The organism is Streptosporangium sp. NPDC000563 (genome assembly GCF_040299985.1).
Taxonomy (GTDB): Bacteria; Actinomycetota; Actinomycetes; order Streptosporangiales; family Streptosporangiaceae; genus Streptosporangium.
Genome location: NZ_JBEPDA010000005.1, coordinates 242,473 through 268,642, shown reverse-complemented (window position 1 = coordinate 268,642; position 26,170 = coordinate 242,473). Strand labels below are relative to the sequence as shown.

30 protein-coding genes are annotated in these 26,170 nt (G+C 69.8%); 16 read left to right on the top strand and 14 right to left on the bottom strand.

The genetic code is table 11. The annotated features are described in order from the left end of the window. The first annotated feature begins 38 nt into the window (after positions 1 to 38). Entirely contained in the window at positions 39 to 548 is a 510-nt protein-coding gene (locus ABT352_RS16305) for a hypothetical protein (RefSeq protein WP_350945638.1), read from the top strand. Positions 549 to 799: 251 nt separating this feature from the next. On the opposite strand, the gene ABT352_RS16300 is transcribed toward ABT352_RS16305, so the two are convergent. The 5 genes from ABT352_RS16300 to cpt all read right to left on the bottom strand — a co-directional run bounded on the left by ABT352_RS16300 (position 800) and on the right by cpt (position 5,467). Continuing rightward, the gene (locus ABT352_RS16300; protein ID WP_350945637.1) at positions 800 to 1,576 is read right to left on the bottom strand and encodes a DUF899 family protein; all 777 of its coding nucleotides are present in this window, start codon (positions 1,574 to 1,576) and stop codon (positions 800 to 802) included. A gap of 246 nt (positions 1,577 to 1,822) precedes the next feature. Next, a complete protein-coding gene (locus ABT352_RS16295) occupies positions 1,823 to 2,680 on the bottom strand; it encodes an ABC transporter permease (RefSeq protein WP_350945636.1) in 858 nt (285 codons plus the stop codon). A gap of 10 nt (positions 2,681 to 2,690) precedes the next feature. Further along, a complete protein-coding gene (locus ABT352_RS16290; protein WP_350945635.1) occupies positions 2,691 to 3,521 on the bottom strand; it encodes an ABC transporter ATP-binding protein in 831 nt (276 codons plus the stop codon). Positions 3,522 to 3,606: 85 nt separating this feature from the next. Beyond that, positions 3,607 to 4,668 (bottom strand): ABC transporter substrate-binding protein, encoded by a 1,062-nt coding sequence (locus tag ABT352_RS16285; protein ID WP_350945634.1) that lies wholly within the window; start codon positions 4,666 to 4,668, stop codon positions 3,607 to 3,609. Between the two features lie 265 nt (positions 4,669 to 4,933). Beyond that, positions 4,934 to 5,467 carry a chloramphenicol phosphotransferase CPT gene (gene cpt, locus ABT352_RS16280; RefSeq protein ID WP_350945633.1) on the bottom strand — a complete coding sequence of 178 codons (534 nt, stop codon included), beginning with the start codon at positions 5,465 to 5,467 and terminating at the stop codon, positions 4,934 to 4,936. 180 nt (positions 5,468 to 5,647) lie between these two features. On the opposite strand from cpt, the gene ABT352_RS16275 reads away from it, so the two are divergent. Further along, complete coding sequence (locus tag ABT352_RS16275) at positions 5,648 to 6,649, top strand: ADP-ribosylglycohydrolase family protein (RefSeq protein ID WP_350945632.1); 1,002 nt, start codon at positions 5,648 to 5,650, stop codon at positions 6,647 to 6,649. A 68-nt stretch (positions 6,650 to 6,717) separates the two neighbouring features. Here ABT352_RS16275 and ABT352_RS16270 read toward each other — a convergent pair whose 3' ends face one another. Then, complete coding sequence (locus tag ABT352_RS16270) at positions 6,718 to 7,656, bottom strand: helix-turn-helix transcriptional regulator (protein WP_350945631.1); 939 nt, start codon at positions 7,654 to 7,656, stop codon at positions 6,718 to 6,720. Between the two features lie 62 nt (positions 7,657 to 7,718). On the opposite strand from ABT352_RS16270, the gene ABT352_RS16265 reads away from it, so the two are divergent. The 7 genes from ABT352_RS16265 to ABT352_RS16235 all read left to right on the top strand — a co-directional run bounded on the left by ABT352_RS16265 (position 7,719) and on the right by ABT352_RS16235 (position 13,758). Continuing rightward, positions 7,719 to 8,864, top strand: a complete 1,146-nt coding sequence (locus tag ABT352_RS16265; protein ID WP_350945630.1) for an epoxide hydrolase family protein — start codon at positions 7,719 to 7,721, stop codon at positions 8,862 to 8,864. A 105-nt stretch (positions 8,865 to 8,969) separates the two neighbouring features. Further along, entirely contained in the window at positions 8,970 to 9,608 is a 639-nt protein-coding gene (locus ABT352_RS16260; RefSeq protein ID WP_350945629.1) for a class I SAM-dependent methyltransferase, read from the top strand. A 131-nt stretch (positions 9,609 to 9,739) separates the two neighbouring features. After that, positions 9,740 to 10,105, top strand: a complete 366-nt coding sequence (locus ABT352_RS16255) for a YciI family protein (protein WP_350945628.1) — start codon at positions 9,740 to 9,742, stop codon at positions 10,103 to 10,105. Then, the gene (locus tag ABT352_RS16250) at positions 10,092 to 11,483 is read left to right on the top strand and encodes an RNA polymerase sigma factor (protein ID WP_350945627.1); all 1,392 of its coding nucleotides are present in this window, start codon (positions 10,092 to 10,094) and stop codon (positions 11,481 to 11,483) included. The genes ABT352_RS16255 and ABT352_RS16250 overlap by 14 nt, the downstream gene beginning before the upstream one ends. A gap of 285 nt (positions 11,484 to 11,768) precedes the next feature. Then, a complete protein-coding gene (locus tag ABT352_RS16245) occupies positions 11,769 to 12,110 on the top strand; it encodes an ArsR/SmtB family transcription factor (protein ID WP_350945626.1) in 342 nt (113 codons plus the stop codon). Further along, on the top strand, positions 12,110 to 12,835 hold the full coding sequence (locus ABT352_RS16240) for a cation efflux transmembrane domain-containing protein (RefSeq protein ID WP_350945625.1): 726 nt from the start codon (positions 12,110 to 12,112) through the stop codon (positions 12,833 to 12,835). Before ABT352_RS16245 ends, ABT352_RS16240 begins: the two co-directional genes overlap by 1 nt. A 143-nt stretch (positions 12,836 to 12,978) precedes the next feature. Further along, entirely contained in the window at positions 12,979 to 13,758 is a 780-nt protein-coding gene (locus ABT352_RS16235) for a dihydrofolate reductase family protein (protein WP_350945624.1), read from the top strand. 68 nt (positions 13,759 to 13,826) lie between these two features. Here the strand turns inward: ABT352_RS16235 and ABT352_RS16230 are convergent, their stop codons facing one another. After that, positions 13,827 to 14,216 (bottom strand): YybH family protein, encoded by a 390-nt coding sequence (locus tag ABT352_RS16230; RefSeq protein WP_350945623.1) that lies wholly within the window; start codon positions 14,214 to 14,216, stop codon positions 13,827 to 13,829. 53 nt (positions 14,217 to 14,269) lie between these two features. Here ABT352_RS16230 and ABT352_RS16225 point away from each other — a divergent pair, with 53 nt between their 5' ends. After that, positions 14,270 to 14,644, top strand: coding sequence for a winged helix-turn-helix transcriptional regulator (locus ABT352_RS16225; RefSeq protein ID WP_350945622.1), 375 nt, complete (start codon positions 14,270 to 14,272; stop codon positions 14,642 to 14,644). Positions 14,645 to 14,769: 125 nt separating this feature from the next. On the opposite strand, the gene ABT352_RS16220 is transcribed toward ABT352_RS16225, so the two are convergent. From ABT352_RS16220 to ABT352_RS16210, 3 genes are all read right to left on the bottom strand, one after another. Further along, on the bottom strand, positions 14,770 to 15,717 hold the full coding sequence (locus ABT352_RS16220; protein WP_350945621.1) for a hypothetical protein: 948 nt from the start codon (positions 15,715 to 15,717) through the stop codon (positions 14,770 to 14,772). Next, a complete protein-coding gene (locus ABT352_RS16215; RefSeq protein ID WP_350945620.1) occupies positions 15,714 to 16,274 on the bottom strand; it encodes an RNA polymerase sigma factor in 561 nt (186 codons plus the stop codon). Before ABT352_RS16215 ends, ABT352_RS16220 begins: the two co-directional genes overlap by 4 nt. A 278-nt stretch (positions 16,275 to 16,552) precedes the next feature. Further along, positions 16,553 to 17,185: a LysE family translocator gene (locus ABT352_RS16210; RefSeq protein ID WP_350945619.1), complete on the bottom strand. Its 633-nt coding sequence runs from the start codon at positions 17,183 to 17,185 to the stop codon at positions 16,553 to 16,555. Positions 17,186 to 17,449: 264 nt separating this feature from the next. On the opposite strand from ABT352_RS16210, the gene ABT352_RS16205 reads away from it, so the two are divergent. The 3 genes from ABT352_RS16205 to ABT352_RS16195 all read left to right on the top strand — a co-directional run bounded on the left by ABT352_RS16205 (position 17,450) and on the right by ABT352_RS16195 (position 19,991). Further along, entirely contained in the window at positions 17,450 to 17,920 is a 471-nt protein-coding gene (locus tag ABT352_RS16205; RefSeq protein ID WP_350945618.1) for a hypothetical protein, read from the top strand. Between the two features lie 255 nt (positions 17,921 to 18,175). Further along, entirely contained in the window at positions 18,176 to 19,063 is an 888-nt protein-coding gene (locus ABT352_RS16200; RefSeq protein ID WP_350945617.1) for an endonuclease/exonuclease/phosphatase family protein, read from the top strand. 199 nt (positions 19,064 to 19,262) lie between these two features. Further along, positions 19,263 to 19,991: an HAD family hydrolase gene (locus ABT352_RS16195; protein WP_350945616.1), complete on the top strand. Its 729-nt coding sequence runs from the start codon at positions 19,263 to 19,265 to the stop codon at positions 19,989 to 19,991. Here ABT352_RS16195 and ABT352_RS16190 read toward each other — a convergent pair. Then, a complete protein-coding gene (locus ABT352_RS16190) occupies positions 19,980 to 20,864 on the bottom strand; it encodes an NAD-dependent protein deacetylase (RefSeq protein ID WP_350945615.1) in 885 nt (294 codons plus the stop codon). The two genes, ABT352_RS16195 and ABT352_RS16190, sit on opposite strands and share 12 nt — an antisense overlap. 191 nt (positions 20,865 to 21,055) lie before the next feature. Here ABT352_RS16190 and ABT352_RS16185 point away from each other — a divergent pair, with 191 nt between their 5' ends. After that, a complete protein-coding gene (locus ABT352_RS16185) occupies positions 21,056 to 21,652 on the top strand; it encodes a TetR/AcrR family transcriptional regulator (RefSeq protein ID WP_350945614.1) in 597 nt (198 codons plus the stop codon). Here ABT352_RS16185 and ABT352_RS16180 read toward each other — a convergent pair. After that, positions 21,607 to 22,122: a winged helix-turn-helix transcriptional regulator gene (locus ABT352_RS16180; protein ID WP_350945613.1), complete on the bottom strand. Its 516-nt coding sequence runs from the start codon at positions 22,120 to 22,122 to the stop codon at positions 21,607 to 21,609. The two genes, ABT352_RS16185 and ABT352_RS16180, sit on opposite strands and share 46 nt — an antisense overlap. Before the next feature lie 74 nt (positions 22,123 to 22,196). Between ABT352_RS16180 and ABT352_RS16175 the strand changes: the two genes are divergently transcribed. Together ABT352_RS16175 and ABT352_RS16170 are read left to right on the top strand one after the other, a co-directional pair. Further along, positions 22,197 to 22,793 (top strand): dihydrofolate reductase family protein, encoded by a 597-nt coding sequence (locus ABT352_RS16175; protein WP_350945612.1) that lies wholly within the window; start codon positions 22,197 to 22,199, stop codon positions 22,791 to 22,793. Then, on the top strand, positions 22,787 to 23,623 hold the full coding sequence (locus ABT352_RS16170; RefSeq protein WP_350945611.1) for an MBL fold metallo-hydrolase: 837 nt from the start codon (positions 22,787 to 22,789) through the stop codon (positions 23,621 to 23,623). Before ABT352_RS16175 ends, ABT352_RS16170 begins: the two co-directional genes overlap by 7 nt. Positions 23,624 to 23,901: 278 nt before the next feature. Here ABT352_RS16170 and ABT352_RS16165 read toward each other — a convergent pair whose 3' ends face one another. Both ABT352_RS16165 and ABT352_RS16160 read right to left on the bottom strand, forming a co-directional pair. Beyond that, complete coding sequence (locus ABT352_RS16165) at positions 23,902 to 24,762, bottom strand: NAD(P)H-binding protein (protein ID WP_350945610.1); 861 nt, start codon at positions 24,760 to 24,762, stop codon at positions 23,902 to 23,904. 247 nt (positions 24,763 to 25,009) lie between these two features. Next, positions 25,010 to 26,047: an FAD-dependent monooxygenase gene (locus ABT352_RS16160; protein WP_350945609.1), complete on the bottom strand. Its 1,038-nt coding sequence runs from the start codon at positions 26,045 to 26,047 to the stop codon at positions 25,010 to 25,012. Positions 26,048 to 26,170 lie beyond the last annotated feature (123 nt).

Below are 26,170 nucleotides of genomic sequence, written 5' to 3'. Positions count from 1 at the left end.
CCGGGTCCGAGCTTCCCACCCGTTAGGTGAGCCTGCTGATGCGACATCGACTTTCTCTCGCCGTCCTTACCGCGTACGTCTGGATCGCCATGGTGGCGTTCGGGGGTATCGCGGTAGAGACGATCGTCATCTACCCCAACGTGTTCCACGACGTGCCGGCCTCCCTGGCCGAGTCGGTGGAGTTCTTCGTGGTGAGCGGTCCCGCCGACTTCTTCCCGCCGATGGGCGCGGTGACCGTGATCGCCTCCGTGGCGACCCTGATCCTGGTGTGGCCCATCCGGGACACGCGGCTGTGGGCCGGCGGCAGCCTGCTGTCACTGCTGCTGGGCGAGTTCCTGTTCTCGGTCCTGTACTTCTGGCCGCGCAACGACATCATGTTCGAGCAGGGCGCCGCCGTTCATTCCGTGGAGGTGCTGCGCCAGACCGCGTTCGAGTTCGAGACCGGTCACTGGGGACGGCTCGGGATGAGCGCGGTGACGGCCACCCTGGCCTTCGCCGGCCTGTGGCGACTGCTCCGCGCCGGCGCCCTCGCGCGAGATGACGTGTGAGGCGGCTCCTCGGCCTGCCCGCGGTGGTGATCCGAGGGCCGGCGCCGCTGGGCGTGCCGCGCGTGGTCGCGCACGACAGCCTGCGCGACGACCCCGAGGTCGCCGAGCGATCGCCGGTCGCGGCCCGTGCCGCGTGCGGCAAGGAGGCAGTGGAAGGGTTGCTTGATCTGGGCGGCGGCGCTCGCGGCGGATCGGCTCAGGTCGCTCTTGGCGCGGCGAGCAGTGGATTCTCTCCCCTGACGGATGCCCGTTCAGTGGCAGTGCGGTTGGTGATCACCGCCGGACGAGGTGCCGAGGTCGTCGTCGTATCCGGCCTTGATCCGTGACCACTGGGCGGTCGGGCGGCCGTCCAGCAGGAACTGGTCGCCTCGGGTGTCCCAACGCTGAGGCCAGCCCTCCGGCGAGTCCTCCCAGAACTCCTGCCGACCGTAGACGGTCAGATCCAGCAGTCCGTACGACGGTGCCATCAGTTCGTTGCCGCGGCCGGTGGTCCAGTAGGTCTCGTAGACCTTGTCGTCGTCGCGGAGATAGGTGACCAGGATGCCGAAGTACCGGTCCGCGACCAATCGGTCCACGGCGTCCTGCGGCACCGAGTACCAGGGAATCGTCCAGCCCATGAAGTCGCGGTAGCGCGAGCTCTCCTCGTACGGTCCCTGGCAGAAGGTCGCGTAGCCGACGTCCCGCGAGTGCAGGTAGGACAACTCGTTGATGTGGGACGTGGAGAAGGTGCAGCCCATGCACTGCTTCGCAGCGGGCTTACCGGTGTGCCACATCTGGAAGTAGGCGATCAGTTGGGACCGGCCGCCGAAGATGTCGATCAACGGCACCGGGCCGTCGGCTCCGATCAGCGGAGTCCGCGGATCGACTTCGACCATCGGCAGCCGACGGCGTTCGGCGGCGAGTGCGTCTCCGGCCCTGGTGTGGGCCTTCTCCTTGGCCCGGAGTTCGTCGATCTGTTTCTGCCAGGTCCGCCGATCGGCGACCGGTGGCCGCGGCAGGGGGCGTCCGGCTGCTGGTGTCTCTGTCATGTGAACCTGTTTAGCCCGGTTGGAGAGGGCGGAACAACACGTTCGACCGATCGTCGTCAAATTCTGATCTTGGGAATGGCCGCCGGTTTCGCCCGCGACGTCGATGGTCTTCCGGTGGCGCCGACGACGCCGTCCGGGCGCGTGGGTGGTTCGTCGGTACGGTCCCACGGCTGCGGGACGCCGTCGTGGTCCGGCAGCGGCGACCGGTCGAACGCGGGTGACCGTGTCGCCGCTGCCGCCGCGCTCTCAGCCGACGCCCTGGTCGAGGCCCCAGCGACGCCGCAGGGCGTTGTCCGCCGCGCCGAAGCACATGTCCACCACGATGCCGATGACCAGGATCACGATCATCGTGGCGAGGAGGCCGGGGGCGTCGGAGAGTTCCCTGGCGTTGTCGAGCTGCTCGCCGATCGACGCCTGATGGGCGATGATCACGAGCAGTTCGCCCGCCATCAGGGATCGCCACGCGAACGCCCAGCCCTGCTTGAGTCCCGACAGGAACGACGGCAGTGACGCGGGCAGGATGACGTGCCGGTAGAGCGCGAGGCGCCGCAGGCCGAGGATGTGCCCGGCGCGGAGCAGGATCGGCGGGGTGTAGTCCACGCCGGCGATCAGCCCGTTCGCGATCGACGGTGCCGCCCCGAGGACGACCACGAACAGGATCGCGCTCTCGCTGAGCTTGAAGAACAGGATCGCGAGCGGGAACCACGCGATGGAGGGCATGGTCTGCAGGCCGGTGATGAGGGAGCCGAGCGCGGCCCGCAGCGGCTTGACCCGTGACACGGCCGCGCCGACCACGAGCCCGACCAGCACCGCGACCGCGAACCCGGTGACCGCGCGGCGCATCGTCACGGCCACGGCCTGGTAGAACTCGGCCTCACCGAGGCGGTTCCACAGATCCGCCAGGACGGTAAAGGGGCCGGGCAGGACGTACTCCGGGCGCCAGCCGCTGAGCACGACCAGTTCCCAGACCGCGAGGACGAGGGCGATCGCCGAGAGCATCGGCCAGGTTCTGGCCCAGATCCTGGAGGCGAGGCTCTGTCGTTCCCGGTGGGACAGTTCCAGCGCGTCCAGGCCGGCGATGTGCTGGGAGAGATCAGCAGTCATTGGTCACCCGCTACTTCTCGATCCCGGTGCCGGCGGGCCGCTGCGCCGCCGGCTGGGCGTGGCGCAACACCTCCTGGCGCAACCGGTCGGTGATGGTGGAGGCGAGTTCGGCCACTTCGGCGGAGTCGGTACGGCGGGGCCGCGGCAGCGTCACGGGGAAGTCCTCGATCACCGTGCCGGGCCTGCTGCTCAGCAGGACGACCCGGTCGCCGAGCCGTACGGCCTCGCGCACGTTGTGGGTGACGAACAGGACGGCCAGCTCGCGCTCCCGCCAGATCCGCTCCAGCTCGTCGTGGAGCAGGTCGCGGGTCATGGCGTCGAGGGCGCCGAAGGGCTCGTCCATGAGGAGTACGTCGGCCTCCTGGGCGAGGGCCCTGGCGAGCGCGACCCGCTGGCGCATGCCGCCGGAGAGCTCGTGCGGGCGCTTGTGGCCGAAGTCGGCGAGGTGGACGATCTCCAGGAGTTCCTTCGCCCGCGCCTGGCGCTCCTTCTTCGTGGTCTTGCCCGAACTCGTCACCCGGAGCGCCAGCTCGATGTTCCCTGAGACCGTGAGCCAGGGGAACAGGGCGGGCTCCTGGAACATCATCGCGATGCGGGCCTCCCGAGTGTCGATCTCCCCGGCGGTGGGACGGTCGAGACCCGCGACGAGATTGAGCAGCGTGCTCTTGCCGCAGCCGGACGCCCCCAGCAGACAGACGAACTCGCCCCTGTCCACCGAGAGCGTCACCTGGTCCAGGGCCAACAGCTCCCTGCCGTACACCTTGGAAACCGCGTCCAGCCGGACCGCGGGCTCGTGCCCGTCGGTCCGGCCGGGGCGCAGCTCCTGGATCGGAGCTGTCACTTCGCCTCCCTGACCAGCGGCTCGCCGGATGGTGACCGGTGGTGCCGCCTCGACTCTTCTGTTCTGTGGTGCTCGCTCGGACCGGTCACTTGTCGCTCACGGCAGGCTGGCTCTTGGCCTTCAGGACCTCGTTGAGGATCGTGAGGTCGTAGATGCCGTTCAGGTCCACCGGGTCGAGCAGGCCGACCTTCTGGGCGTGCTCGGCGCTGCCGGCGAGGGAGGACGCGATCGGGTCGTTGGTGAAGGTGATGTTGCCGAAGGCGCTGTCCAGGATCTCCTGCGCGATCGGCTTGCCGCTCAGCTCCTTCAGCTCCGCGTTGATCGACTCCTTGGCGCCCGCCGGGTCGGACTTGATGAACTCGTTGGCCTCGACGTGCGCCTCGACCAGCTTCTTCACCAGGTCGGGGTGCTCCTTGAGGAACTGCTGCCGCACGATCAGGTGCGTGATCACGAACTGCTTGTTCGGCCAGAGTTCGGTCTCGTCGAGGAGGATCTTGCCCTTGCTCTCCTGGACCAGACGGCTCGCGAAGGGCTCGGGCACCCAGGCGCCGTCGATGTCGCCGGTGGCGAAGGTCTGCAGGGTCTGGGCGTTCTCCTGGGGGAGGATGGAGACCTCGCCGCCGCCCTTGGTGTCGGTCTTGATGCCCTTCTCCTGGAGCCAGTAGCGCAGCGCGACGTCCTGGGTGTTGCCGAGCTGAGGTGTGGCGATCTTCTTGCCCTTGAGGTCTTCGACGCCGTTGATCTCGGGCTTGACCACGAGGAACACGCCGCCGGACGCCGCGCCCGCGACGATCTTGATCGCCTCGCCCTTGGACTTCGACCAGGCGTTGATGGCCGGGTTCGGCCCGATGTAGGTGGCGTCGATGGCGTCGGAGAAGATCGCCTCGGTCGCGGCCGGGCCGGCGTTGAAGGTCGAGATCTTCAGCGTCGCGTCGTCGCCGAGCGCCTTGGCGAACAGCCCCTTCTGCACCCCGACCAGGGCCGTGGAGTGCGTGATGTTGGGGAAGAAGCCGAGGCGGACCTCTGTCTTCGCCGTGGCGCCGTCACTGCCGGAGGACCCCCCGCCTCCTCCACAGGCCGCCGCGAGGGCTGTCACCGTGACCGCGGCCAGTGCCACTGCCGTCCCCCGGAGCCTGCGAGCCTTCATGGGTTACTCCTTAATTCCTACTTAATAAGTCGGTTAAGTGCATAACATTGCAAACGAGCCCTCCTGTCAAGCGTTGTGATCGCACGGGCACGAGCCGTTACCGGTTTGTGTTCCTGGACGCTTCGGCGTCGTCCCGTATGTCCGCTTATTGGGTTTTATGTCGGATTGGGGCGTCGATGTGTCTGGCGGGGAGGTCTCGACGGGCCGATGGTCGTGGTCAAATTCTGATCTTGGAGATGGTCGCTCTACAGGGCCGCTTCGTCGATCAGTCGACCCGGGCGGCGATGATCCGCGCGCACGCCAGGGACTCGGTATGCGTGGTGTCCACCTCCACGTCATAGATCACGCCGTCGTGAACCACCTCCGCCTGCGACGCGGCCATCCCCTGGACCCGATCACCGCGTGCGATCTCACGGCCCGCGGCGACCGCACCCTCGCACCTCACACCGACCCACAGCACGTCCAGCTCGCCCAGAAGCCTCTGCCACCGCTGCTGGGTGGCGGCTCCACCGAGGAAGACGTCATCGACGATGACCCTGGCGCCGGCGTGGGCCATGGCTACGACGCCCCGCATCCAGGCCGTCTGCAGCTCCATGAAGTCCGCCCCGACGCTCACCCCGCCGTCCGCGGTGATCTCGAGCCCTTCGGTCGACGCCCGCATCCTCGCGGGCATCGCGTCGATGAACGAATCAACGCCGAACGCCGGCCACGGATCCGGAAGAACGGCCTGCAGGCACCGTACGATCCCGGACTTCCCCGAGCTGGAACCACCGTTGATGATGATCATCTGAGTCGCCACCCGGCCACAGTAGAACCTCTCCCGCACGACACGAAGCGAATTTCGCGGCCCCTCGGAGGCTCGGAACGCGGTCGAAGATCGTGGTGAGTGCCGCAGCCTTCGACGGATGCGCCGCCGCTCCCGTCGAAGTCGGAGGATTCGAGGCTCGGTGCCGGAGATGTCCTTCTGTAGGCTGCCGCGATGAACCGTACACACCGTGCCATCGGTGCCGTCGTGGGCTCGGCGGTGGGCGACGCGCTGGGCGCCCCCTTCGAATTCGGTCCCGCCGGGGCGTTCTCCGCCCGGTTTCCCGTTCCAGGCGGCGTTCCAGGCAGTGCTCCCGGCGGCGTTCCAGACAGCGTTCCCGGCAACACTCCCGGCGACGTTCCCGGCAAGGAGAACGAGATGTGCGGGGGCGGCGGCTGGGACGTCGGGGAGGCGACCGACGACACGCAGATGGCCCTGCACCTGGCCGAGTCGCTGCTGGAGCGCGAAGGGCTGGACCTACCGGATGTCTTCGCCAGGTTTCAGCGCTGGGCGGCCTCCGATCCCAAGGACATCGGGCTGCAGACCGAGGATGTCCTGACCAACGGCATGCCCTGGGACCGCGCGGCCGCGACCCACTTCCAGGTCAACCACCGCGCCGCGGGAAACGGCTCGCTGATGCGGGCCACCACCTCGGCGGTCTACTTCGCCCGGCACGGGCAGACCGCCACCATGGACGCCGCCCGCCGCATCGCCGCGCTCACCCACGGCGACCCCGCGGCCTGGGAGGGAACGGCCATCTTCCACGATCTGCTGCGTGTGGCGCTGGAGGGCGGCGACCCCGTCGCCGCGCTGCCGGACAGCCTCGCCCTCGTCGATCCCGACCAGCGCGAGCGATACTCCGTCGTTCTCGCGTCACACTGGCACCCCGACGACGCCACCGAGCCCAACGGTGCCGTCTGGCCCTGCCTCGGCTCGGCGCTCTGGGCACTGCGTACCACCTCCGGCTACGCGGACGCGGTACGCGCCGCGATCGACCTGGGCGGTGACACCGACACCGTCGCCGCGGTCACCGGCGGTCTCGCGGGTGCCGTCTACGGAGCCGACGCGATCCCCGTACGCTGGACCGAACCCCTGCACGTCCCGCTGCCCGGGGCCGGTGAGCGGGTGCTGCGCCTGCCCGAGCTGGTCGATCTCGCACAGCGTCTGGTGAGATGAGGTCACGGCTTCGGGGAGCAGGCGCGTCGCCGCTGTCCGGGACGTTCTCCTGACGGGCGGAATCCTCGTCACGGGAGGGCGGTCGCGTTGGCGAAGCGGTGGGACAGTTCGCGGAGATGCCGGGCGAGTTCCGGGGGAGATTCGACCTCGAAGTCGACGTCGAGCATGCCTACGGTGAACGCGACGAGATCGAACGAGTCCGTGGCGATTTCCAGCAGGCAGGTGTGGTCGTCGACGGGTGTCACGATTCCACTGACGCGTCCGGCGATGTCCGTCGCGGAGGCGTGCATCCGCAGCCTGGCGCGGAGTGGCCACATCTCGAAGCCCATCTTTCTGCACAGGCAGGTCGTGACGTCGCCGTCGGGTGGTTCTCGGTGGGTGAACCGAGGGCCGTTGGGCGTTCGCAGCGAGATCCGGTCGACCCGGAAGGTGCGCCAGTCGGCCCGTTCGACGTCCCAGCCGACCAGATACCACTTCCGTCCCCAGCAGACGAGGCGATGTGGCTCGACGCCGCGGCGGGACTCGGCCCCGTGATGGCTGACGTAGTCGAAACGCAGCCCCTCGGAAGCGTGGATCGCGGCCGAGATCGCGGTGAGCACCGCCGCCTTCACCGGCGGGCCGCTCTCGGGAGACATCGCGACCACCGCGCTTCTCAGCGCGATGACCTGGTGTCGCAACCGGGACGGCAGCATCTGCTCGATCTTGGTCAGGGCGCGCAGCGAAGCCCCTTCGACCTCTGCCACGCTGTGCAGGCCGACCGTGACCGCGACCGCCTCCTCGTCGTCCAGCAACAGCGGGGGTAGCGAGGAACCGGCTCCGAGCCGGTAACCGCCGACCGGGCCCATCGAGGCGCGAATCGAGTAGCCCAGCTCACGAAGCCTGTCGACATCGCGCCGTACCGTCCTGGTGGTGACTCCCAGCCGCTCGGCGAGTTCCGTACCGGACCAGTCGCGGTGCGTCTGCAGCAACGACAGTAGTCGCAGCAGTCGAGCGGGTGTTTCCAACATTCCTCCACTATCGCCCCTGTATAGGAACGGAGCTGTCCTACACGGGGCACAGGGTGGGCGGCATGAGCACAGAAACGCCCTTCCGTATCGACATTCCGCAGACCGAACTCGACGACCTGCGAGACCGCCTCGCCCGCACCCGCTGGCCGGACGAACTTCCCGGCGTCGGCTGGTCCTACGGCGTGAACAAGGACTACCTCGTCGAACTGGTCGAGCACTGGCGTACCGGCTACGACTGGCGGGAGCACGAGGCCCGCCTCAACAAGGTCCCGCAGTTCACCACGACGATCGACGGGCAGAACATCCATTTCCTGCACGTACGCTCGCCCGAGCCCGACGCCACTCCGCTGATCATCACCCACGGGTGGCCGAGCACGGTGTACGACTTCCTGGACCTCATCGGGCCGTTGACCGACCCGCGGTCACACGGCGGGGACCCGGCGGACGCCTTCCACGTCGTCATCCCGTCGCTGCCGGGCTTCGCGTTCTCCGGGCCGACGCGGGAGACCGGCTGGGGGGTCACCCGCGTCGCGCGGGCCTGGGCCGAGCTGATGCGACGCCTGGGATACCGGCGCTACGGCGCCCAGGGCGGCGACTGGGGCAGCGTCGTCTCCCCGGAGATCGGCCGGGGGGACTCCGAGCGTGTCATCGGCATCCACGTGAACGCGCTGGCCAACGCCGCGACCCCGGCCGATCCCGGCATGCTGGACACGCTCTCGGAGGCGGAGAGGGAGCAGGCCGAGCAGAACGAGATGTGGTGGTACGGCCGCTCCGGCTACGCCACGCAGATGGGTACTCGGCCGCAGACTCTGGCGTACGCGCTCAACGACTCCCCGGTCGGTCAGCTCGCCTGGAACCTGGAGTGGTTCGTGGACTGGGACCCCGCCGGAACCGAGCAGACCTCCGTCGACCGTGACACCGTCCTGACCAATGTCACGATCTTCTGGCTGACCGCGACCGCCGGATCGGCGGCCCGGTTCTATCTGGAAGCAGGCGAGTCGTGGGGCCGACCTCCCGAGCGTTCACCGGTCCCGACGGGTGTGGCGAACTTTCCCGGCGACCGGGCGATCCGCGGGCTGGCGGAGCTCTCGAACACGGTCACCCACTGGTCCCATCACCCCCGAGGTGGCCACTTCGCCTCGCTGCAGGCCCCCGACCTGCTGATCTCCGACATTCGGCACTTCTTCCGGATCGTACGACCGCGGTGACCGAGCGCGACGGTGGAACGGCGCGGACCGGTCATTCCCTCATGGGGAAACCGTCTGCTCCCGCCCTCACCCGGTGAGACGGTGACGAGCGGGAAGAAGAACAGCATGGCTGCCACGAGTGTCGACCATCCGCTCTTCGCCCGCTGTTATGCCCGCATCAGCCGGGTCGTGGAGAAGCGAGGGCTGGCCGGACATCGCCAGGCGCTGCTGGAGGGCCTGTCCGGTCAGGTGATCGAGGTGGGTGCGGGAAACGGGCTGAACTTCGCCCACTACCCGTCCACCGTCACGCGCGTGCTCGCGATCGAGCCGGAGCCGCGGCTGCGTCACCTGGCCCGTGCCGCGGCTGTACGGGCACCGGTCCCTGTCGAGGTCCGCGAGGGCCTGGCCGAGCACCTTCCGGCCGCCGATGGCACTTTCGACGCCGCGGTGGCCTCACTGGTGCTGTGCTCGCTGCCCGACCCGCACGCGGCGCTGAGCCAGATGCGCCGGGTGCTGGCTCCGGGTGGGCAGCTGCGGTTCCTGGAGCACGTACGCGCCGACTCGGCAGGGATGAGGTGGGTGCAGGACCTGCTGGACGCCACCGTCTGGCCGCGCCTGGCCGGTGGCTGTCACACCGGTCGCGACAGCGCGCTGGTGATCCAGCAGGCCGGGTTCACCATCACCGCTCTGGAGCGCTTCTTGCTGCCCGCGGTGCGTACACCGATGTCCTTCCTCATCCGGGGAACGGCCTACCCGACCGCATGAGTGCCTGGTAATCCGACGACGGGCGGCACATCGAGTCGGAGGCCGGGCATTTTCCCGGACCACGGAGTGGCTTCCCCAAGGATCGTCGTGCTGTCACGATACGGTCCGCTATCAACAAGGAGGACGGCACGATGAAGTATCTGATGCTGATCTACGGCAACGAGGAGATCTGGAACGCTCTCGCGCCGGAGGACATGGCGAGTCTGATCGCCAAGGTCGACGGGTTCAACGAGACGCTGCGTGAGTCGGGGGAGCTCCTTGAGTCCGAAGGGCTGATGCCCAGGCCGCGGTCGGTTCGGTGGGTGGGTGGTGACGCGGTCGTCACCGACGGCCCGTACGTCGAGGCGAAGGAGTTCGTCGGCTCCTACTTCGTGGTCGAGGTGGACGACGAGGAGCGGGCGCTGGAGATCGCGCGGGCCTATCCGGGGACGTTGTACGGCGGTGGCCTGGAGGTGTGGCCGCTGATGGGACGTGACTGGGCGAGTGACGAGGTCTGACGAGCCTTTCGAGCCGGTCAAGCCGGATGAGCCGGTTCAGCCGATCAAAGCGGACGAGGCGGTCGAAGCGGTCAAGCCGGCTGGGCTGATCGAGCCGGTTGAAACGGCTGGGGCGGCTGAGCTGGACGACTCGGCTGAGCTGGACGACTCGGTTGAGTCGGTCGAGGAACTGCTGAGGTCGTCGGCGTCCCGGGTGCTCGGTTCGCTGGTGCGCCGGTACGGGGACTTCGACCGTTGCGAGGACGCCGTGCAGGAGGCGCTGATCACCGCGGCGGACGCCTGGTCGCGTGACGGTGTCCCGGCCCGCCCGCTGGGCTGGCTCAACAAGGTCGCGGCGAATCGGTACATCGACCGGGTCCGGGCCGACAGCGCACGGGAGCGCCGGGAGAGGGCCGCTCTCGACGCCACGCCGCGCGACGCGCTGGTCGCGCCGCCGCCGGACGCCGAGGTGGCCCGTGACGACCTGCTGGAGTTGCTGTTCCTGTGCTGCCACCCGGCGTTGACCGTCTCGTCGCAGCTGGCGCTCACACTGCGGGCGGTCGCCGGACTGACCACCGGCGAGATAGCGGCGGCCTTCCTGGTGCCGGAGAAGACGATGGGACAGCGCGTCTCGCGGGCCAAGCAGCGCCTGCGGGAGGCCGGGGCGCGGTTCGAGCTGCCTCCGGATCCCGAGCACGGGCCTCGGCTGAGGGTCGTGCTGCACGTGCTGTACCTGATGTTCAACGAGGGCTACAGCGCCAGCTCCGGCTCGGACCTGCGCCGGCCCGACCTCACCGGACAGGCCGTCCACCTGGTACGGCGGCTGTACGCGCGGCTGCCCGACTCCGGCGAGGTCGCGGGCCTGCTGGCGTTGATGCTGCTCACCGAGGCGCGCGGCGCGGCGCGTACGGGCCCAGACGGGGTGCTCGTGCCGCTGGAGGAGCAGGACCGGTCCCGCTGGGACGCCGAGGCGATCGCGGAGGGGACCGAGATCCTCACCCATACGCTCGCGACCCGCCGGCTCGGCCCGTACCAGGTCCAGGCCGCGATCGCGGCGATACACGACGAGGCACCGTCGGCCGAGGCGACCGACTGGCAGCAGATCCTGGAGCTGTACGAGATCCTGGAGCGCCTGCACCCCAACCCCGTCACCACCCTCAACCGGGCGGTCGCGCTGGGGATGGCACGCGGACCGCGTGCCGGTCTGGAGCTGCTGGACGAGCTGGAATCCGGGATGCTCGCCGGTCATCACCGGCTGCTCGCCGTCCGCGCCTACCTGCTCGACCGGGCGGGGGAGACCGCCGCCGCGTCCTCGGCGTACCGGGAGGCCGCACGGCTGGCCGGTAGCCGACCTGAACAGCGGTTCCTCCTGCGGCGTGCCGCCCGTTGCGCGAGCTGAGCCGACCGGCCGCGAGATCGCGTCGTCCGGTGGCGTGCACCGGTAACCGGCCGGGCGGCGGTCGCGCCGCCCGCCGCGCGAGCCGAGCCGAACCGCGGCGGGGCGGCGCCGGGCGAAACGAGAGCGTCAGCGGATGCCTGATGAGGTGTCGGCGGGCGGGCGTTCGGCTCGTCGTGCCCGATGCGCGCCGATCGCCGTGTGTCTTCGGTCGTCCCGGAGCGCACTCGCTCGACCATCATTAGTACAGGGTTCCCTGAATTCAGGGAACCCTGTACTAATGATGGTATGTTGACGATCGCCTCCGAGATCGAGGTCCTGGCGCGCTTCGGCCGCGCGCTGGCCGATCCGATCCGCTGCCGGATCCTGCTCGCGCTGCGCGAGGCTCCCGCCCACCCGGCCGACCTGGCCGACCTTCTGGGCATCTCCCGCACCCGGCTGTCCAACCACCTGGCCTGCCTACGAGACTGCGGCCTGGTCGTCGCCGTCCCGGTCGGCCGCCGCACCCGCTACGAGCTGGCCGACCCCCGGCTCGGTCACGCACTCACAGACCTGAGTGGCGCCGTCGTCGCGGTCGCGGCCGACGCCGAACGCACCTGCGCCGACGCCGACGAGCGGGGCTGCTGCTGATGGTCTCCGTCACACTCGGCCCGACCCCGGCCCGGCGGGCCGCGCTGGCGCGCCGCATCCGGCTGCTGGTGGCCGCGACCATCACCTACAACGTCATCGAGGCCGCCGTCGCCATCACCGCCGGCACCGTCGCCTCCTCCGCCGCCCTGATCGGCTTCGGCCTGGACTCCATCGTCGAGGTCGCCTCGGCCGCCGCGGTCGCCTGGCAGTTCTCCGCCACCGACCACGAACGCCGGGAACGGGCCGCGCTGCGGGTCATCGCGCTGTCGTTCTTCGCGCTGGCCGCCTACGTCACCTTCGACGCCGTCCGGGCCCTGCTCGGTACCGGCGAAGCCGAGCACTCCACTCCCGGTTTGGTCCTGGCCGCCCTGAGCCTGGCCATCATGCCGTTCCTGTCGGCCGCGCAGCGTCGCGCGGGCCGCGAGCTCGGCTCCGCCTCCGCCGTCGCCGACTCCAAGCAGACCCTGCTGTGCACCTACCTGTCGGCCGTGCTGCTGGTGGGCCTGGCGCTCAACAGCCTGTTCGGCTGGTCCTGGGCCGACCCGGTCGCTGCCCTGGTCATCGCCGCCGTGGCGGTCAAGGAAGGCCGCGAGGCATGGCGCGGCGACACCTGCTGCACCGTCCCCGCCGCCCCCCTGTCCGGCGGCACGGTGTCGGAGGCCGGCGGCTGCGCGGATGGCTGCACACTTTCGTGTGGCTGCACGCTTTCGTGTCGCGACCGCTGAAGCTCTCGTGACGCGGTCACCGACATCCGATATCGAAGTCCGCCGAACTTTCTGTCTCCTGGCAGGTAGAAATCCGGTCCGCGGCTCCGATCCTCTACCGAGCGGCCCCCAGCGGGGGGCCGCCGGAACAGGAGCGAAGCGATATGACAAAGGTGACGGCACAGATGTCGGTGTCCCTCGACGGCTACTACGCCGGTCCGCGACACACCGGTGAGCGGTCGGGCTGGTTGCAATCGGAGGAGGCCGCGGGCTTCTTCCGGGTCACCCGGTGGGTGATCGACGCCATGGCCTGGCGCGAGCGGCAGGGCTTCGCGGGTGGTGAGAAGGACGTCAACTCCGACATCATCGCCGAGTCGTTCGAGGCCGCGGGGGCCTACGTCATGGGGCGGAACATGGCGGACGGAGGCGAGGTTCCCTGGGGTGACGAGCCGCCGTTCCGCGCGCCGGTGTTCGTCGTGACCCACCGCCCCCGCGAGACCCTGATGCGGCAGGGCGGGACGAGCTTCACGTACGTGACCGACGGCGTCGCCAGTGCCGTGGAGCAGGCACGCGCCGTCGCGGGGGGCAAAAACGTGGCGATCGCCGGAGGCGGCACCCTGCTGCGCCAGGTGTTCCAGGCCGGTCTGCTGGACGAGCTGGAACTGCACATCGTCCCGGTGGTGCTCGGCAGGGGGATGAGCCTGTTCGGCGCCGACATCGGCGCGGGCCTGGGCGCGGGGACCGATCTGGACGCGGGCCTGGGCGCGGGTACGAGGCCGGGCGCCGATCTCGGCCTCGGCCTCGCGGAGAAGGAGGCGATCGAGCTCATCCCCACCAGGGTGATCCACACCCCCGAGGTCACGCACATCCGCTACACGGTCAACGGGCGGTCCGCCCTCGTCCTCGACGACCGAGGCAGCGGGAGTTCAGATCTCCTGAGCTGAGACGGACTCTTCGCCGACTTCCCTTGGCGCGGTGGATCCCTCGGTCGCTCCGGCGACCGAGGAGACCCTCACCCCTTCTCCACCGCGCCGAAGGGGTTGTCGATGGCGTACCTCCAGTACCCGTCCTGTCCCCGTCGGGCGACGTCGGTGGCGGTGCCCTGGAAGTGCACGGGTCGGCCCCCGCGGTCCGTGCCGTCGATCACCCAGTCGACGATCAGCAGGGCGAGGTCGCCCGTGGTGTGGACGTGTCGCGGACGGACGGTGATCGGCAGTCCCAGATCCAGGAAACGGCCGTTGGCGATGTTGATCTGCTCTCCGGTCAGCGGCGCGCCGGATTCCGAGACGAACACGGCGTCGCTCTCGTAGATCTCCGCCACCGCGTCGGCGTCACCGGCGTTGAAGCGCTCGGCGAAGACGGTGGGCACATCCTCCGGACGTTCGGCAAGCTGTCGCATCATCGCTCCGTTTCGGTAGAAACAACTCGGACGCGGAAACGCTAGGAGGCGCCTTCGTGGCTCACCAAACGGTTGGTTACTCGGGCCTGCCCGACCATCCCCATGCGAACGTCACAGAACCCACCCCGTCATGTCCGGTGGAGATCACCCTGGCGGCCCTGCACGGACGCTGGACGACCCTGATCATCCGTGAACTGCTGCGGGGCGACCGTACGTTCAGCGAGCTTCGCCAGGCACTGCCCGCGCTGTCGGACAAGGTGCTGTCCGACCGGCTCGCGCACCTGGCCGAGGCCGGTGTGCTGGATCGCCACCGCCGCCCCGACTGGCCGCCCCGGGTGCGCTACAGCCTCACCTCCCGCGGGCGCGATCTCGGCCCCGTCCTCCAGGCACTGTGGGACTGGGGTTCGCCGCACCGGCCGTCGGACACGTGAATCACTCCGATCGCGGTCACCGGCGGTCTCGCCGGCGCGGTCTACGGAGTCGACGCGATCCCCGCGCGCAGGACTGAACCCCTGCACGTCCCCCCGCCGACGGCCGGTCGTTCGCAATGGCAGGGCTACTCGGTGACGACGGCCTCTCGCGGGCCTCCGTAGACGGGGTTGTCGTCGTAGCGCTCTTCCGTGACGAGCAGGCGGATCACCCCCTTGGCGTTCTCCTCCGCCTCCCAGACGATCCAGTCGTCACCGACGGGCTCCTCCTGCGTACGCTCCTCGCCGAAACCTCCGGGGTTTCCCGGCGGGACGGCCATGATCAGGAAGATGACCTTCCTACCGCGTTCCCTGAGCTCCGGCAGGACCTCGCCGACGGTCTTCTCGTCCACCCGGAATCCTTCCAGCGAACGGCCCTTGAGCGTCGCGTTCCGGAATTCCGCACCTGCCTCCCCCGGGGCGGAGGCGGGTGCGGGTACGCAGGGCGCCACCGGTCCTTCCATGAGATAGGTGGTGCTGCTGCTGCCCTGCCCGCTCTCGGGGGCGCTGATGGTCCAGACGAAGGTCTGACCTGCCCTGAAGCGCTTGGTGTCGATCCGCATCTGCCAGCCGTGCTTTTCACCGGGGATGTTCTCCGGCACGCTGTACAGACCGTGGGGGATGCTCGTCACGTGCTTGCCGCGTGGTTGGCGGCACTGCTGTCCCCAGGGAACGTAGTCGACGACGGCGGGAACATCGAGGTCCTTCAGTCGCTTCTCCAGGCCCGCAGCGTCACGGAAGTCGCGGACCTGAATGGTCACCGTCCCGTCGGCGGCCTTGGTGACGGCCCAGGAGCTCGACGCTCCGAAACCGTTCAGGCCCACCATAGCCCCCGTGGTGAGCGCGACCGCGGCCGTGAGTCCCAGGGCGAGACGTCGGGGAGCGTACCTGCGGATCCTCGTCACCGTGCCAGGCTCCTCCGAGGTGATCGCGGCCAGCAACGCCCGCGCCTCCGCGTCGGCCGGGTCACCTCCCTGCCCGCCAGGTGCGACCCTGGCCAGCGACTTCACCGCCTCGATCTCGTCGATGTTCTTCATAGCGGCCTCTCCGTCGGTATCAACCGGCTCTCTGACGTGAAGTGGACCTCGGCCTCCGCGAGGGCTCGGGAAAAGCGTCTGCGGGCACGGTGAAGCCTGATGCGTACGGCATTGCGCGACACCCCGAGCGCTGTCGCGATCTCCTCGCGATCCAGGCCCTCCCAGGCGACCAGCGACAGCAGCTCACGGTCCTCGTCGGACAGGGTCCGGAAGACCTGGCCGATCGCCCCGAGCTCGACCTTGCTGTCAGGGGAGTCTCCGTACAGGTCGGCCATCTTGGCATCGAGCTCGGTACGGCGTGTCCGCCGACGGTTGTCGCCTCGGTAGTGGTTGGCCAGTATCTTGCGCGCCACGCCGTACAGCCAGAGCGTGGCCTCCTCTCCCTCCGGCAGCTCGTCCACCCGCCGCCAGGCGGTGGTGAAGGTCTCCGCCACGACGTCCGCCGCGTCCTGTGGCGAATCGCAGCGGCGCGCGGCATAGGCCGTGATCTGGCCGTAGGCCCGGTTGTAGACGGCCTCGAATCTGACCAGCCGCTCGTTGTCCGCGGGCGGTCCCATGGCGACTCTCCTCATCAACTCGCTTGACTGACACTCCTCCTTATGTGTGCTGATGAGGCATCATTTCCAGCCGCCACGAAAAAGCTGTCCCGTCTCACCCGGTCTTACTCGACGCGAGGGGTGCGAGCAGGTCAGACGCGATCTGACCGCGAAAGGTGAGGGACCCGGCGGGGAGCGGAACCGGATAAAACACGTCATGCTGCGCGGGCTGCCCGGGGGACTCCCGTCGCCTGGAACGATGCCGGAACGGCACCGTTCCAGGCGACAGCCCCGTGACGTCACCGTTCGACGGCGAGCCGTACTCCCAGGCCGATGAACAGGCTTCCCGTGGCGACCTCGATACGACGGCGAGCGGCCTGCCGTTGACGGAGCCATCCGCCGATGCGTCCCGCGAGCACGCCGACCGTACCGTCGACGAGGAATTCCAACGCGATCAGGATGACGCCGAGGATCGCGAACTGCATCCAGACGTGACCCAGCTGCGGGTTGATGAACTGGGGAAGGAAGGCGATCGTGAAGGTGACCATCTTCGGGTTCAGCAGGTTGGTCAGCAGGCCGTTCAGATAGGCCCGGCGGCCCGACATCCCGCCGCCGCCCTCCGCCATCTCGCTCCGAACGTCGTTGCGGTGACGGATCATCTGCACGCCGAGATAGATCAGATAGGCGGCTCCGGCGATGCGCAGGATGGTGAAGGCGAACGGTGCCGCGGCGAAGAGGGCGGCGAGTCCGGCCGCCGCCACGGCGATGTGGATGGCCTCGCTCGTCGCCACCCCGGCCGTGGCGAGCAGGCCGGCGCGAGGGCCACCGCGCATTCCACATCCCAGGACGAACAACATGTCCGGTCCGGGGGCGAGCATGGCGATGCTCGCGGTCACGGTGAACAGTGCGAGCAGGTGCGGGTCGATCGGCATGACGTGATCGTTCCATGGAGGACACACGAGGTGAAAACACTTATTCGGCCGACGGGTCCGCATCACGGGCCGGGGGTGCGTGTCACGGTCGGCGGGTGCGTATCACGGGCGGGAGGTGCGCGTTACGGGCGGGGAACGCGTGTTACGGGCGATGGGGGCGCGTCACCGTGAACCGCCTTCACCGTGCCGAACGGTCCACAGCGGATTGTGTCGGTGGCCGTCGCTACAGTCGCCGCACCGTTGACCTTCCGCCGAGGAGACCGCATGACCGAGCCCGATGTGACACCCGATGTGATGATGGCCAGGATCGGCCATGCCGCCGATCTGGGCAGGCGGGGTGAGCGGAAGGCCGCTCGGAGGCTGTTCTCCGAGTTGTGGGAGGAGATCGGGGTGACGGGCGATCCTCTGCACCGGTGCGCTCTCGCTCACTGGATGGCCGATGTGCAGGACGAGGTGAAGGAGGAGTTGCTCTGGGACCTGCGCGCCCTGGAGGCGGCCGACCTGGTCACCGACGAGCGGGCCCGGCAGGTGGGCGTCGCCGGTTCGGTGAGCGGCTTCTACCCATCCCTGCACCTCAACCTGGGTGACGCCTACCGCAGGCTCGGCGACCTCGACCGGGCACGCGACCACCTCGAACGCGGACGCGCCGCCGTCGGCGCACTCGATGACGACGGGTACGGGCAGATGATCAGGCAGGGCCTGGACCGGCTCGCCGGACGCCTCTCGGCCGACTAGATGTCCGTTTCGCGATGGAGGGCCCGGCCGGGCCGCGATGATCGTACGGTCGGACGCATGAGCATCGAAGATCGAAAGGTCGGCGGGGAGGGCGGGAAGAAGGACGCTCGCCGGGCCGGGCTCCGGGCGTGGGGAGGGAGACGGGGGCAGGGGCGGGACGCGTCGGACGGAGCATCCGGGGAATCCTCGGGGTCTTCAAGGTCCTCAGGGGCTTCGGGAACGCGGTCGCGGGGACGGGTTCTCGCGTCGGTCGCCGTGCTGGTGGCGGTGCTGCTCGCGTTCCCCGCCGTCGTGCCCAACGGCGTGGGCAATCTCGGCAGCCTGCTGGAGACCTTCCTGCCGTGGGCTGGCCTGGCCGTTCCCGCGCTGCTCTGTCTGGCGCTGCTGCGCCGCTCGGTCCTCGCGACGGTGTCCCTGGTGCTGCCCGCGGCGGTGTGGGGCGTGGTCTTCGGCGGGCGGGTGCTGCCCGCCGACCGGGAGGCGGCGGGTGACCTGACCGTGCTCCAGCACAACGTGGGCGAGGAGAATCCCGACCACGAGGGGACGGCGCTCGCCCTGGCGGGGGCCGGGGCCGACCTCATCGCCCTGGAGGAGCTGACGCCTGTCGTCCGGCCCTTCTACGAGGACGTTCTCGCCTCCGGCCACCCCCACCGTGCGGTCGTGGGCACCGTCGGCCTGTGGTCCAGGTTCCCGCTGGCGGACGTGCGGCCGGTGGACATCAGGCCCGCGGACGTCGGACCCGACTGGAACCGTGGGATGCGGGTCACCGCGCGGACGCCACAGGGGGACGTGGCCGTGTACGTCGCGCATCTTCCCTCGATCCGTATCCGGCCGTCGGACGGTTTCGGGTCCGGCCGCAGGGACGAGAGCGCCGCCGCGCTGGGTGCGGCCGTCGCCTCGGAGACGCTGGACAGGGTCGTTCTGCTGGGCGACCTCAACGGCACCGTCGACGACCGTGGCCTGGCCCCGCTCACCTCGCGGCTGGTCTCGGCGCGGAGGGGGTTCGGTTTCAGCTGGCCCGCGGCCCTCCCCCTCGCCGGGATCGACCACGTCATGACCCGTACGGCGGTCCCCGTCGCCGCCTGGACCCTGCCCGCCACCGGCAGCGACCACCTGCCGCTCCTGGCCCGCGTCGACCTCTGACGGACGAGGATGTGGGCGAGCGGCCTCCAGACGGGGGCCGACCCGCTCGCGGGCGGTCGTGCGGACGCCGTCCCACGCCGTTCACGCTCCGCTGTGTCGTTTGCGTCGGGCTCGGGCCTTCGTCGGCGATCGGGGTCGCGCTCTTCCAGGAGGCCGGGCCGTCAGGGGCCGAGGATCCCGGCTTCGTTATGCTCGGGCGGTGAGCTCCCCGAGAACGCTCGTACTGTGGGACATCGACCACACACTGATCGACGCCGGCGGTGTCACCGCCGACACCTACGACCACGCGCTGCACGCCACCACCGGCCGCAGGATGGAACACCCGGTGAGCGTGGCGGGGCGGACCGAGCGGGCGATCATCTCCGAGATCCTCCAGGCGCACGGCGTCGAGGTGTCGGACGAGCTCCTCGACTCCTTCTATGTCGCCCTCGCCGAGGCGTTCGTCGTGCGCGAGGCCGTCATGCGGGAGCGTGGCCGGGCCCTGTCGGGGGCACGCGAGGTGCTCGCGGCGCTGGCGGAACGCGAGGACGTGGTGCAGTCGGTGCTCACCGGCAACACCGAGGCGGTCTCGATCGGCAAGCTCACCGTCTTCGGGCTGGACGGTTTCGTGGACTTCGAGGTGGGCGCGTACGGCACCGACCACGAGGACCGCGCCGCGCTGGTGGCCGGCGCGCAGCGACGCGCCGCCGACAAGTACGGGGACTCCTTCACCGTGCGCAACACCGTGCTGATCGGTGACACGCCGAACGACGTCCGTGCGGGTCATGAGGGTGGAGCGAGGGTGATCGCGGTCGCCACCGGCTTCAACGACGTGAACGTCCTGAGCGAGGCGGGGCCTGAGCTGGTGCTGGAGGACCTCGCCGACACCGACGCCGTCGTACGGGCCGTGCTGGGCGTGTCGGACCGGACGGGCGGATCAGCGGGGTGAGCCGGTGGGCACCGTCTGGGTGTCGATCTCGGTGTCGACGAGGCGGACCAGCTCGGGAAGGACTGTGCCCAAAGGGCCGTCGACGGTGAGTGCCGCGTAGCCGTCGCCCCTGGTCGGGCCCTGGTTGACGATCGCGACGGGGATGCCGAGCTTCGCGGCGTGCAGCACGAACCGGCGGCCCGACATCACCGTGAGGGACGACCCGAGGACCAGGAGCAGCCGCGCCTCCTCCACGAGGGAGAAGCACGTGCGGACCCGCTCCGCCGGAACGGTCTCCCCGAAGAAGACGACGTCGGGCTTGAGCATCCCTCCGTCGCACGCCCGGCATCCGACCACCTGGAAACCGTCGATCTCCTCGTCGGGCAGTTCGACGTCGCCGTCCGGGTTGATCGCGGTGGGCAGGGCGCCGAAGCGCGGGTTCGCCTCGGTCAGGCGGTGGTCCAGCTCCTCGCGCGGGCTGGAGTGGCCGCATCCCAGGCAGACCACCTCCCGCAGGTTGCCGTGCAGCTCGATGACGGACCGGGCGCCGCCCGCCTGGTGCAGGCCGTCGACGTTCTGCGTCACGATGCCGGAGACCAGGCCCCGCCGCTGGAGGGACGCGACCGCGCGGTGGCCGTTGTTCGGAGCGGCCCGGGTCATCGCCCGCCACCCGAGGTAGCTGCGGGCCCAGTAGCGCCGCCTGGCCACCGGATCGCCGGTGAACGTCTGGTAGGTCATGGGGGTGTGCCGGTTCAGGGTCCCGCCAGGTCCCCGGTAGTCGGGGATCCCCGACTCCGTCGAGATCCCGGCCCCGCTCAGCACCAGGACGCCGCCCCCGGTCAGCAGTCTCGCCAGTGTGCTCGTACCCTCGCTCACCCCTCCATGCTGCCCCATCCGTACGGGTGGAGCGGCCTCGGGGCCCGCCCGCGGGCCTGGCCGGAAGTTCCGCCGTGTCCGGTCATGCCCGCCGCGTCTTCCCGGGTGATCTCGTCCAGGCGGCCGACGAGGGCGGGACCGCCTCAAGGTCGCTGCGTCCCAAGGTCGCCGGCAGAAGTCACCACGGGTGTGGTGGTAATGTCGGCGAGATGAATCGGGAGCGGCGAGACCGCCTGCGGGACGCGGCCATCGAGGTGCTCGCGGAGACCGGAGGGCGCGGCCTCACCCACCGGGCCGTCGACGCCGTCGCGGCCACCCCGCCGGGCACCGCGAAAAACTACTTCCCGACCAGAGACTCCCTGCTGCGGGCGATCGCCGAGCGCTGCGTCGAGCTGTACCACCAGGTGCCGGGAGGGGAACCCGTCGATCGGGACGGGCTGGTGGCCATGTTCCGCGGGCTTCTGGAGAACGTCGCGGGTCCCGGTCGTTCTCGCCTGCTCGCCTACCTGGAACTCCAGGCGGAGGCGGCGCGCAGGCCGTGGCTGGCGACCATACTCGACGCGATCGCGGCCGCCGACTTCACCGACTTCGAGCGGGCCCAGCGCGCCGCCGGGTTGCCCGTCACCCCGCGTCGCGCCGCCGCCGTCACGCTGGCCATGCACGCCGCCGTCCCGCACCTGCTGGCGGACGGTCACGACACCCTGGCCGCCGCCGGGTTGAACGATCTCGATCGGTTCGTCCGCGATCTCCTGGACGCCGTCTACGGGCGGGAGTCGGAGCCGCCGGAGCCGCCGGAGGCGACGTAGGCGACGTAGGCGGCGTTGAGTCGCTCGAACGCGCCCGGGCCTTCGTGCGGCTTCGGCGGGGCGTCGAGGTGGCGGACGCGGAGCTCGTCCATGAGTTCCTCGACGAACGCCGGACCCTCGTCGCGCATGAGCTGCTGGCGGCTGCGGAGCTCGGCGCTGCCGGAGGTCCAGTCGAGGCCCCAGTTGCCGAGGGCGTAGATGATCGGCAGGGTCTGGATGCCGGATTCGGTGAGGCTGAAGCGCGCGCGCTGCCCGCGGCCCGCGGCGCCGCGGGTGAGGATCCCCGCGTCGATGAGCCGCTTGAGGCGGTCGGCGAGGATGTTCGAGGCGATGCCCTCGATCGACCCGGTGAGCAGCGCGCGGAAGTATCGGCGGTCGCCGAAGATGATGTCGCGCAGCACGAGCAACGACCAGCGATCTCCGAGCAACTCGACGCCTGCGTTGATCGGACAGCCGGACCGTGGTTCCACGACTCCTCCTTGACGGTTGTTTCGTTGCCAATATAGTAGTTGCAAAATGCAAGCACTATGGGAAGGAGGAGCTGATGGGTCGCTTCCTCTATTGGATGAACGTGTCCCTCGACCTGCGGATCGAGCAGGTTCCCGGGGACAACGGCGCCGGCGAGTGGCTGCGCATCGGCGAGGAGCTGCACCGCGAGTTCAACGCGCGGGCGCGGGAGCTCGCGGTGATGGTCCAGGGCCGGGTCATGTACGAGACGATGGAGGAGTTCTGGCCGCGGGCGCGCGAGGACGCGTCGCTGCCGGACTTCCTGCGTGAATACGGCGAGATCTGGACGGCGGCCCCCAAGGTGCTCGTCTCCCGCACCCGCCACAGCGCCGATCACGACACCCGGATCATCGGTGGGGACGACGCGATCGAGCAGCTCGCCGCCCTCCGTGACCAGACCGACGGCACCATCGGTGTGGGCGGCGCGGCGCTCGCCACGCAGCTGCTCCGGGCGGGGCTGCTCGACGAGTTGCTGCTCTTCACCCATCCGGCGATCCTCGGCTTCGGCAGGCCGCTGTTCGACGACTACGACCTGCCGATCGATCTCGACCTGCTGGAGCAGCGATCGTTCGACCAGGGCGTCACGATGCATCACTACGCCATCCGGGACGCGAAGGAGACGGGCTCGTGCTGAAGCAGGTCGCGGAGGGGGTGTGGGTCCACGAGAGCGAGTTCGTGCAGACCAACACCGTTGTGGTGCGGGGCAGGGCCGGTGTGCTGCTCGTCGACCCCGGCGTGACCGGCTCCGAGCTCGACTGCCTCGCGAACGACCTTCGCGAGGCGGGCCGGCCCGTGGTGGCGGGGTTTTCCACGCATCCGGACTGGGACCACCTGCTCTGGCACGCCGGGCTCGGCGAGGCGCCCCGTTACGGCACGGCGCGCTGCGCGGCCACGATCCGGGAGCAGCTGTCGGAGGCGGGTGCGAAGGACCGCATCGCCGACCACCTGCTCGAGACGGAGATCGCCGGGCAGGTGCCGATGGACCTGCTCGGCCTCATCACCGGACTGCCCGCGGAAACCACGCGGATCCCCTGGGACGGCCCCGAGATCCGGATCATCGAGCACCGGGCGCACGCCCCGGGCCACGCGGCGCTGCTGATCGAGGAACGCGGGGTTCTCGTCGCCGGCGACATGCTGTCCGACGTCCTGGTCCCGATGCTCGACATGGAGGGCACCGCCGACCCGATCGAGGAATACCTCACCGCGCTGGACCTGATCGAGGGCGTGGCGGACGGCGTAGACGTCGTCGTCCCCGGCCACGGGTCCGTCGGCGGATCCGACCAGGTGCGGGCGCGGATCGACCTGGATCGGGCGTACGTACTCGCGCTGCGGGACGGCCACGTCTCCACCGACCCACGGGTCGGCCCGTCGGCGAAGCCCGGCTGGGAGTGGGTGAGCGACGTGCACGAAGGACAACTCCAACGCCTCGCCCGACGAGGCGAGCGCGAAGGAACGCCCCGCTAGCGACCGGTGTGCGGCACGACGCCAAGGTGGCGAACTTCGCGTCAGTCGCGCACGTCGCGACCGCAAACACGATCGGGGCGAGCTCCGACTGCTGCTGTATCCGTATTCGCACCGGACGCGAGCGGACGGCACCCCGGACGCGTGAACAGCGCCGGATGCCGTCTGCAGGTCACCGCCACCGGTGATCTCGACATTCGCGGAACACGCCGCTCTCTTCGCCGGCTCACCTCTTTCTCGGTGTTGCCGGGAATCGACGACGAATAGCCGGCCGAGGCGCGTCAGCGGAAGGCGTCGGCGTGGTCGGCGGCCCACTGCCGGAACGGGGTGCCCGGCCTTCCGGTGAGTTCCTCCACGGTGGAGGTGACCGACTCGGGGAACATCGCCATCTGCGCGTGCCCGTCGATCAGCCCCTTCGCCGCCGCGGGCGGCCAGCCCTGGTCGACCAGCTCGCGCAGCGCCTCCTCGGGCGGGAGTTCCTCCCAGCGGACCGCCCGGCCGACGGCCTCGCCGATGGCGGTCACCTGCTCGATCTGGGTGAGGGTCTCGGGGCCGCTCAGCACGTACCTCGCTCCGGCGTGGCCCGTGCCGGTGAGCACGCTCACCCCGGCGGCGGCGATGTCCCGCTCGTGGATGAGTGCCCTGGTGGCCCCTCCGTGCACCCAGCGGACGGTGCCGGTGTCGCGGATCTGCGAGGCCCACATCAGGGTGTTGGCGGCGAACCCGCCGGGCCGCAGGAACGTCCACTCCGGCCCGGACCGTTCGATCAGCCGCTCGATGAGGGCATGGGAGCCGAGGATCGAGTTCGGGTCCGGCTCGGGCGTGCCCGGTGCGGGGTCGGGGACACCGCGTGCGGAGAGGTAGACGACGTGGCGGGCGTGCTTGGCGATCTTCTCGATGGTCGAGGGTGCCGCGTGGTCGGCCGAGAGGGTGGGCCAGACGAGGAACACCGACTCGACCCCGTCCAGGGCGTCGTCCAGCGTGGCGGGGTCGGCCAGATCACCGCGTACGACCTCGGCGCCCTTCGGGAGGGCGGCGGAGGTGGGGTCACGGGTGAGCGCGCGTACGGGGAGGCCCGCGTCGAGGAGCTGGGTGACGGTCTGCCCGCCGACCTTGCCGGTCGCTCCGGTGACCAGAATCATGCGGATCTCCTTCGTGGGTGAGGATGTCCCGACCAGCTTGCGACCTCATCTTTGGTTGAGGTCAAGCGGTAGGGGGTGCATGAGCGCGTTGCCGCTCTGGCCGAGGTCGGGCGGGGGAAGGCGTGTGAGGGTGTCGCGTCTTCGGCTGCGGTCAGCGGAAAGTCCTGGCCGTGGTCGGGCGGAAAGACGTGGCCGTGGCCGGGAGGGAGGTCTTCGGACGAGGTCGAGCGGGAGGTCTTGGCCGTGGTCAGGCGGGGAGGAGGCGCAGGAGGGCGTTGCGCGGTCCCGTCAGGGGGTGGTTCGAGAAGCGGGCCATGTGCCGCGACATCGTCACGAGACGCTGAGCGGGCTTTCTGCGCCTGGCGTCGTACGCGCGCAGCGCGGTCTCGACCTCGTCCGCGGTGCGGAGGCAGTCGGTGAGAGCGACGGCGTCCAGCAGGGCCTGGCACGCGCCCTGCCCGAGGGCCGGTGACATGGCGTGCGCCGCGTCGCCGACCAGGGCGACGTTGCCCGTCACGAAGGATCTCAGGTGCGAGGACAGCTCGTGGATCTCGTGCCGCAGAACGGTCTCCTCGTCGACTTCGGCGAGGATCCTCGGGATCGGGTCGTGCCAGCCGGTGAAGCGGGCACGCAGCTCGTCAAGGGTCTCCCGGTGGCCTTCCGGTGTCGCCACGGCGGCGTACCAGTTGGTGGACCCGGGTTCCTGGGGAGTGATGCCGAACACCTGGCCGGGTCCCCAGGTCTCACCGCGTAGGTCCGGCTCGAACCCCACGACGCCCCGCCAGGCCACGATCCCGGTGTAGCGCGGGCGGACGGCGGTGCCGAAATACGCCGTGCGGACCGTGCTGCGCAACCCGTCGGCCCCCACCACCAGGTCGTACTCTCCGCGTAGCGCCTCCGGATCGGTGATCTCCGTGCCGGTCGTGATCGAGGCGTCTCCCGCGGCGTCGAGCAGCATCTCCATCAGGGAGATCCTGGACAACATCAGGACCGGCGCGCCGCCCTTGCGCTCGATGCGCTCCAGCGGGAGGTCGGCGATCCTGCGGCCACCCGGCGTGCGGATCTGGGCCCGCCGGTAGGGGACCGTACGGCGACGGAGCTCCTCGTCCAGTCCCAGCCGCGCGAGCGCGGCCTGCGCGTCGGGCCGCACTCCGAGGGCCGTGCCCTGGGAGTTGATCTTCGGCCAGCGTTCGAGCACGTGCACCTCCCACCCGATGCCGCGCAGCCCGATGGCGGTCGTCAGGCCGCTGATCCCGGCCCCCACGATGGCGGCTCTTCCCCTCATGCCCTGCTCCCCTCTAATCACCACAGCGGTGGTGCCACGTCTGTGGTACCACCGCTGTGGTGAATTAGGCAAGTTGGGGCGGGCGGAGTGAGGCGTCGGGATCGACCGCGGCCGGTTACCTGT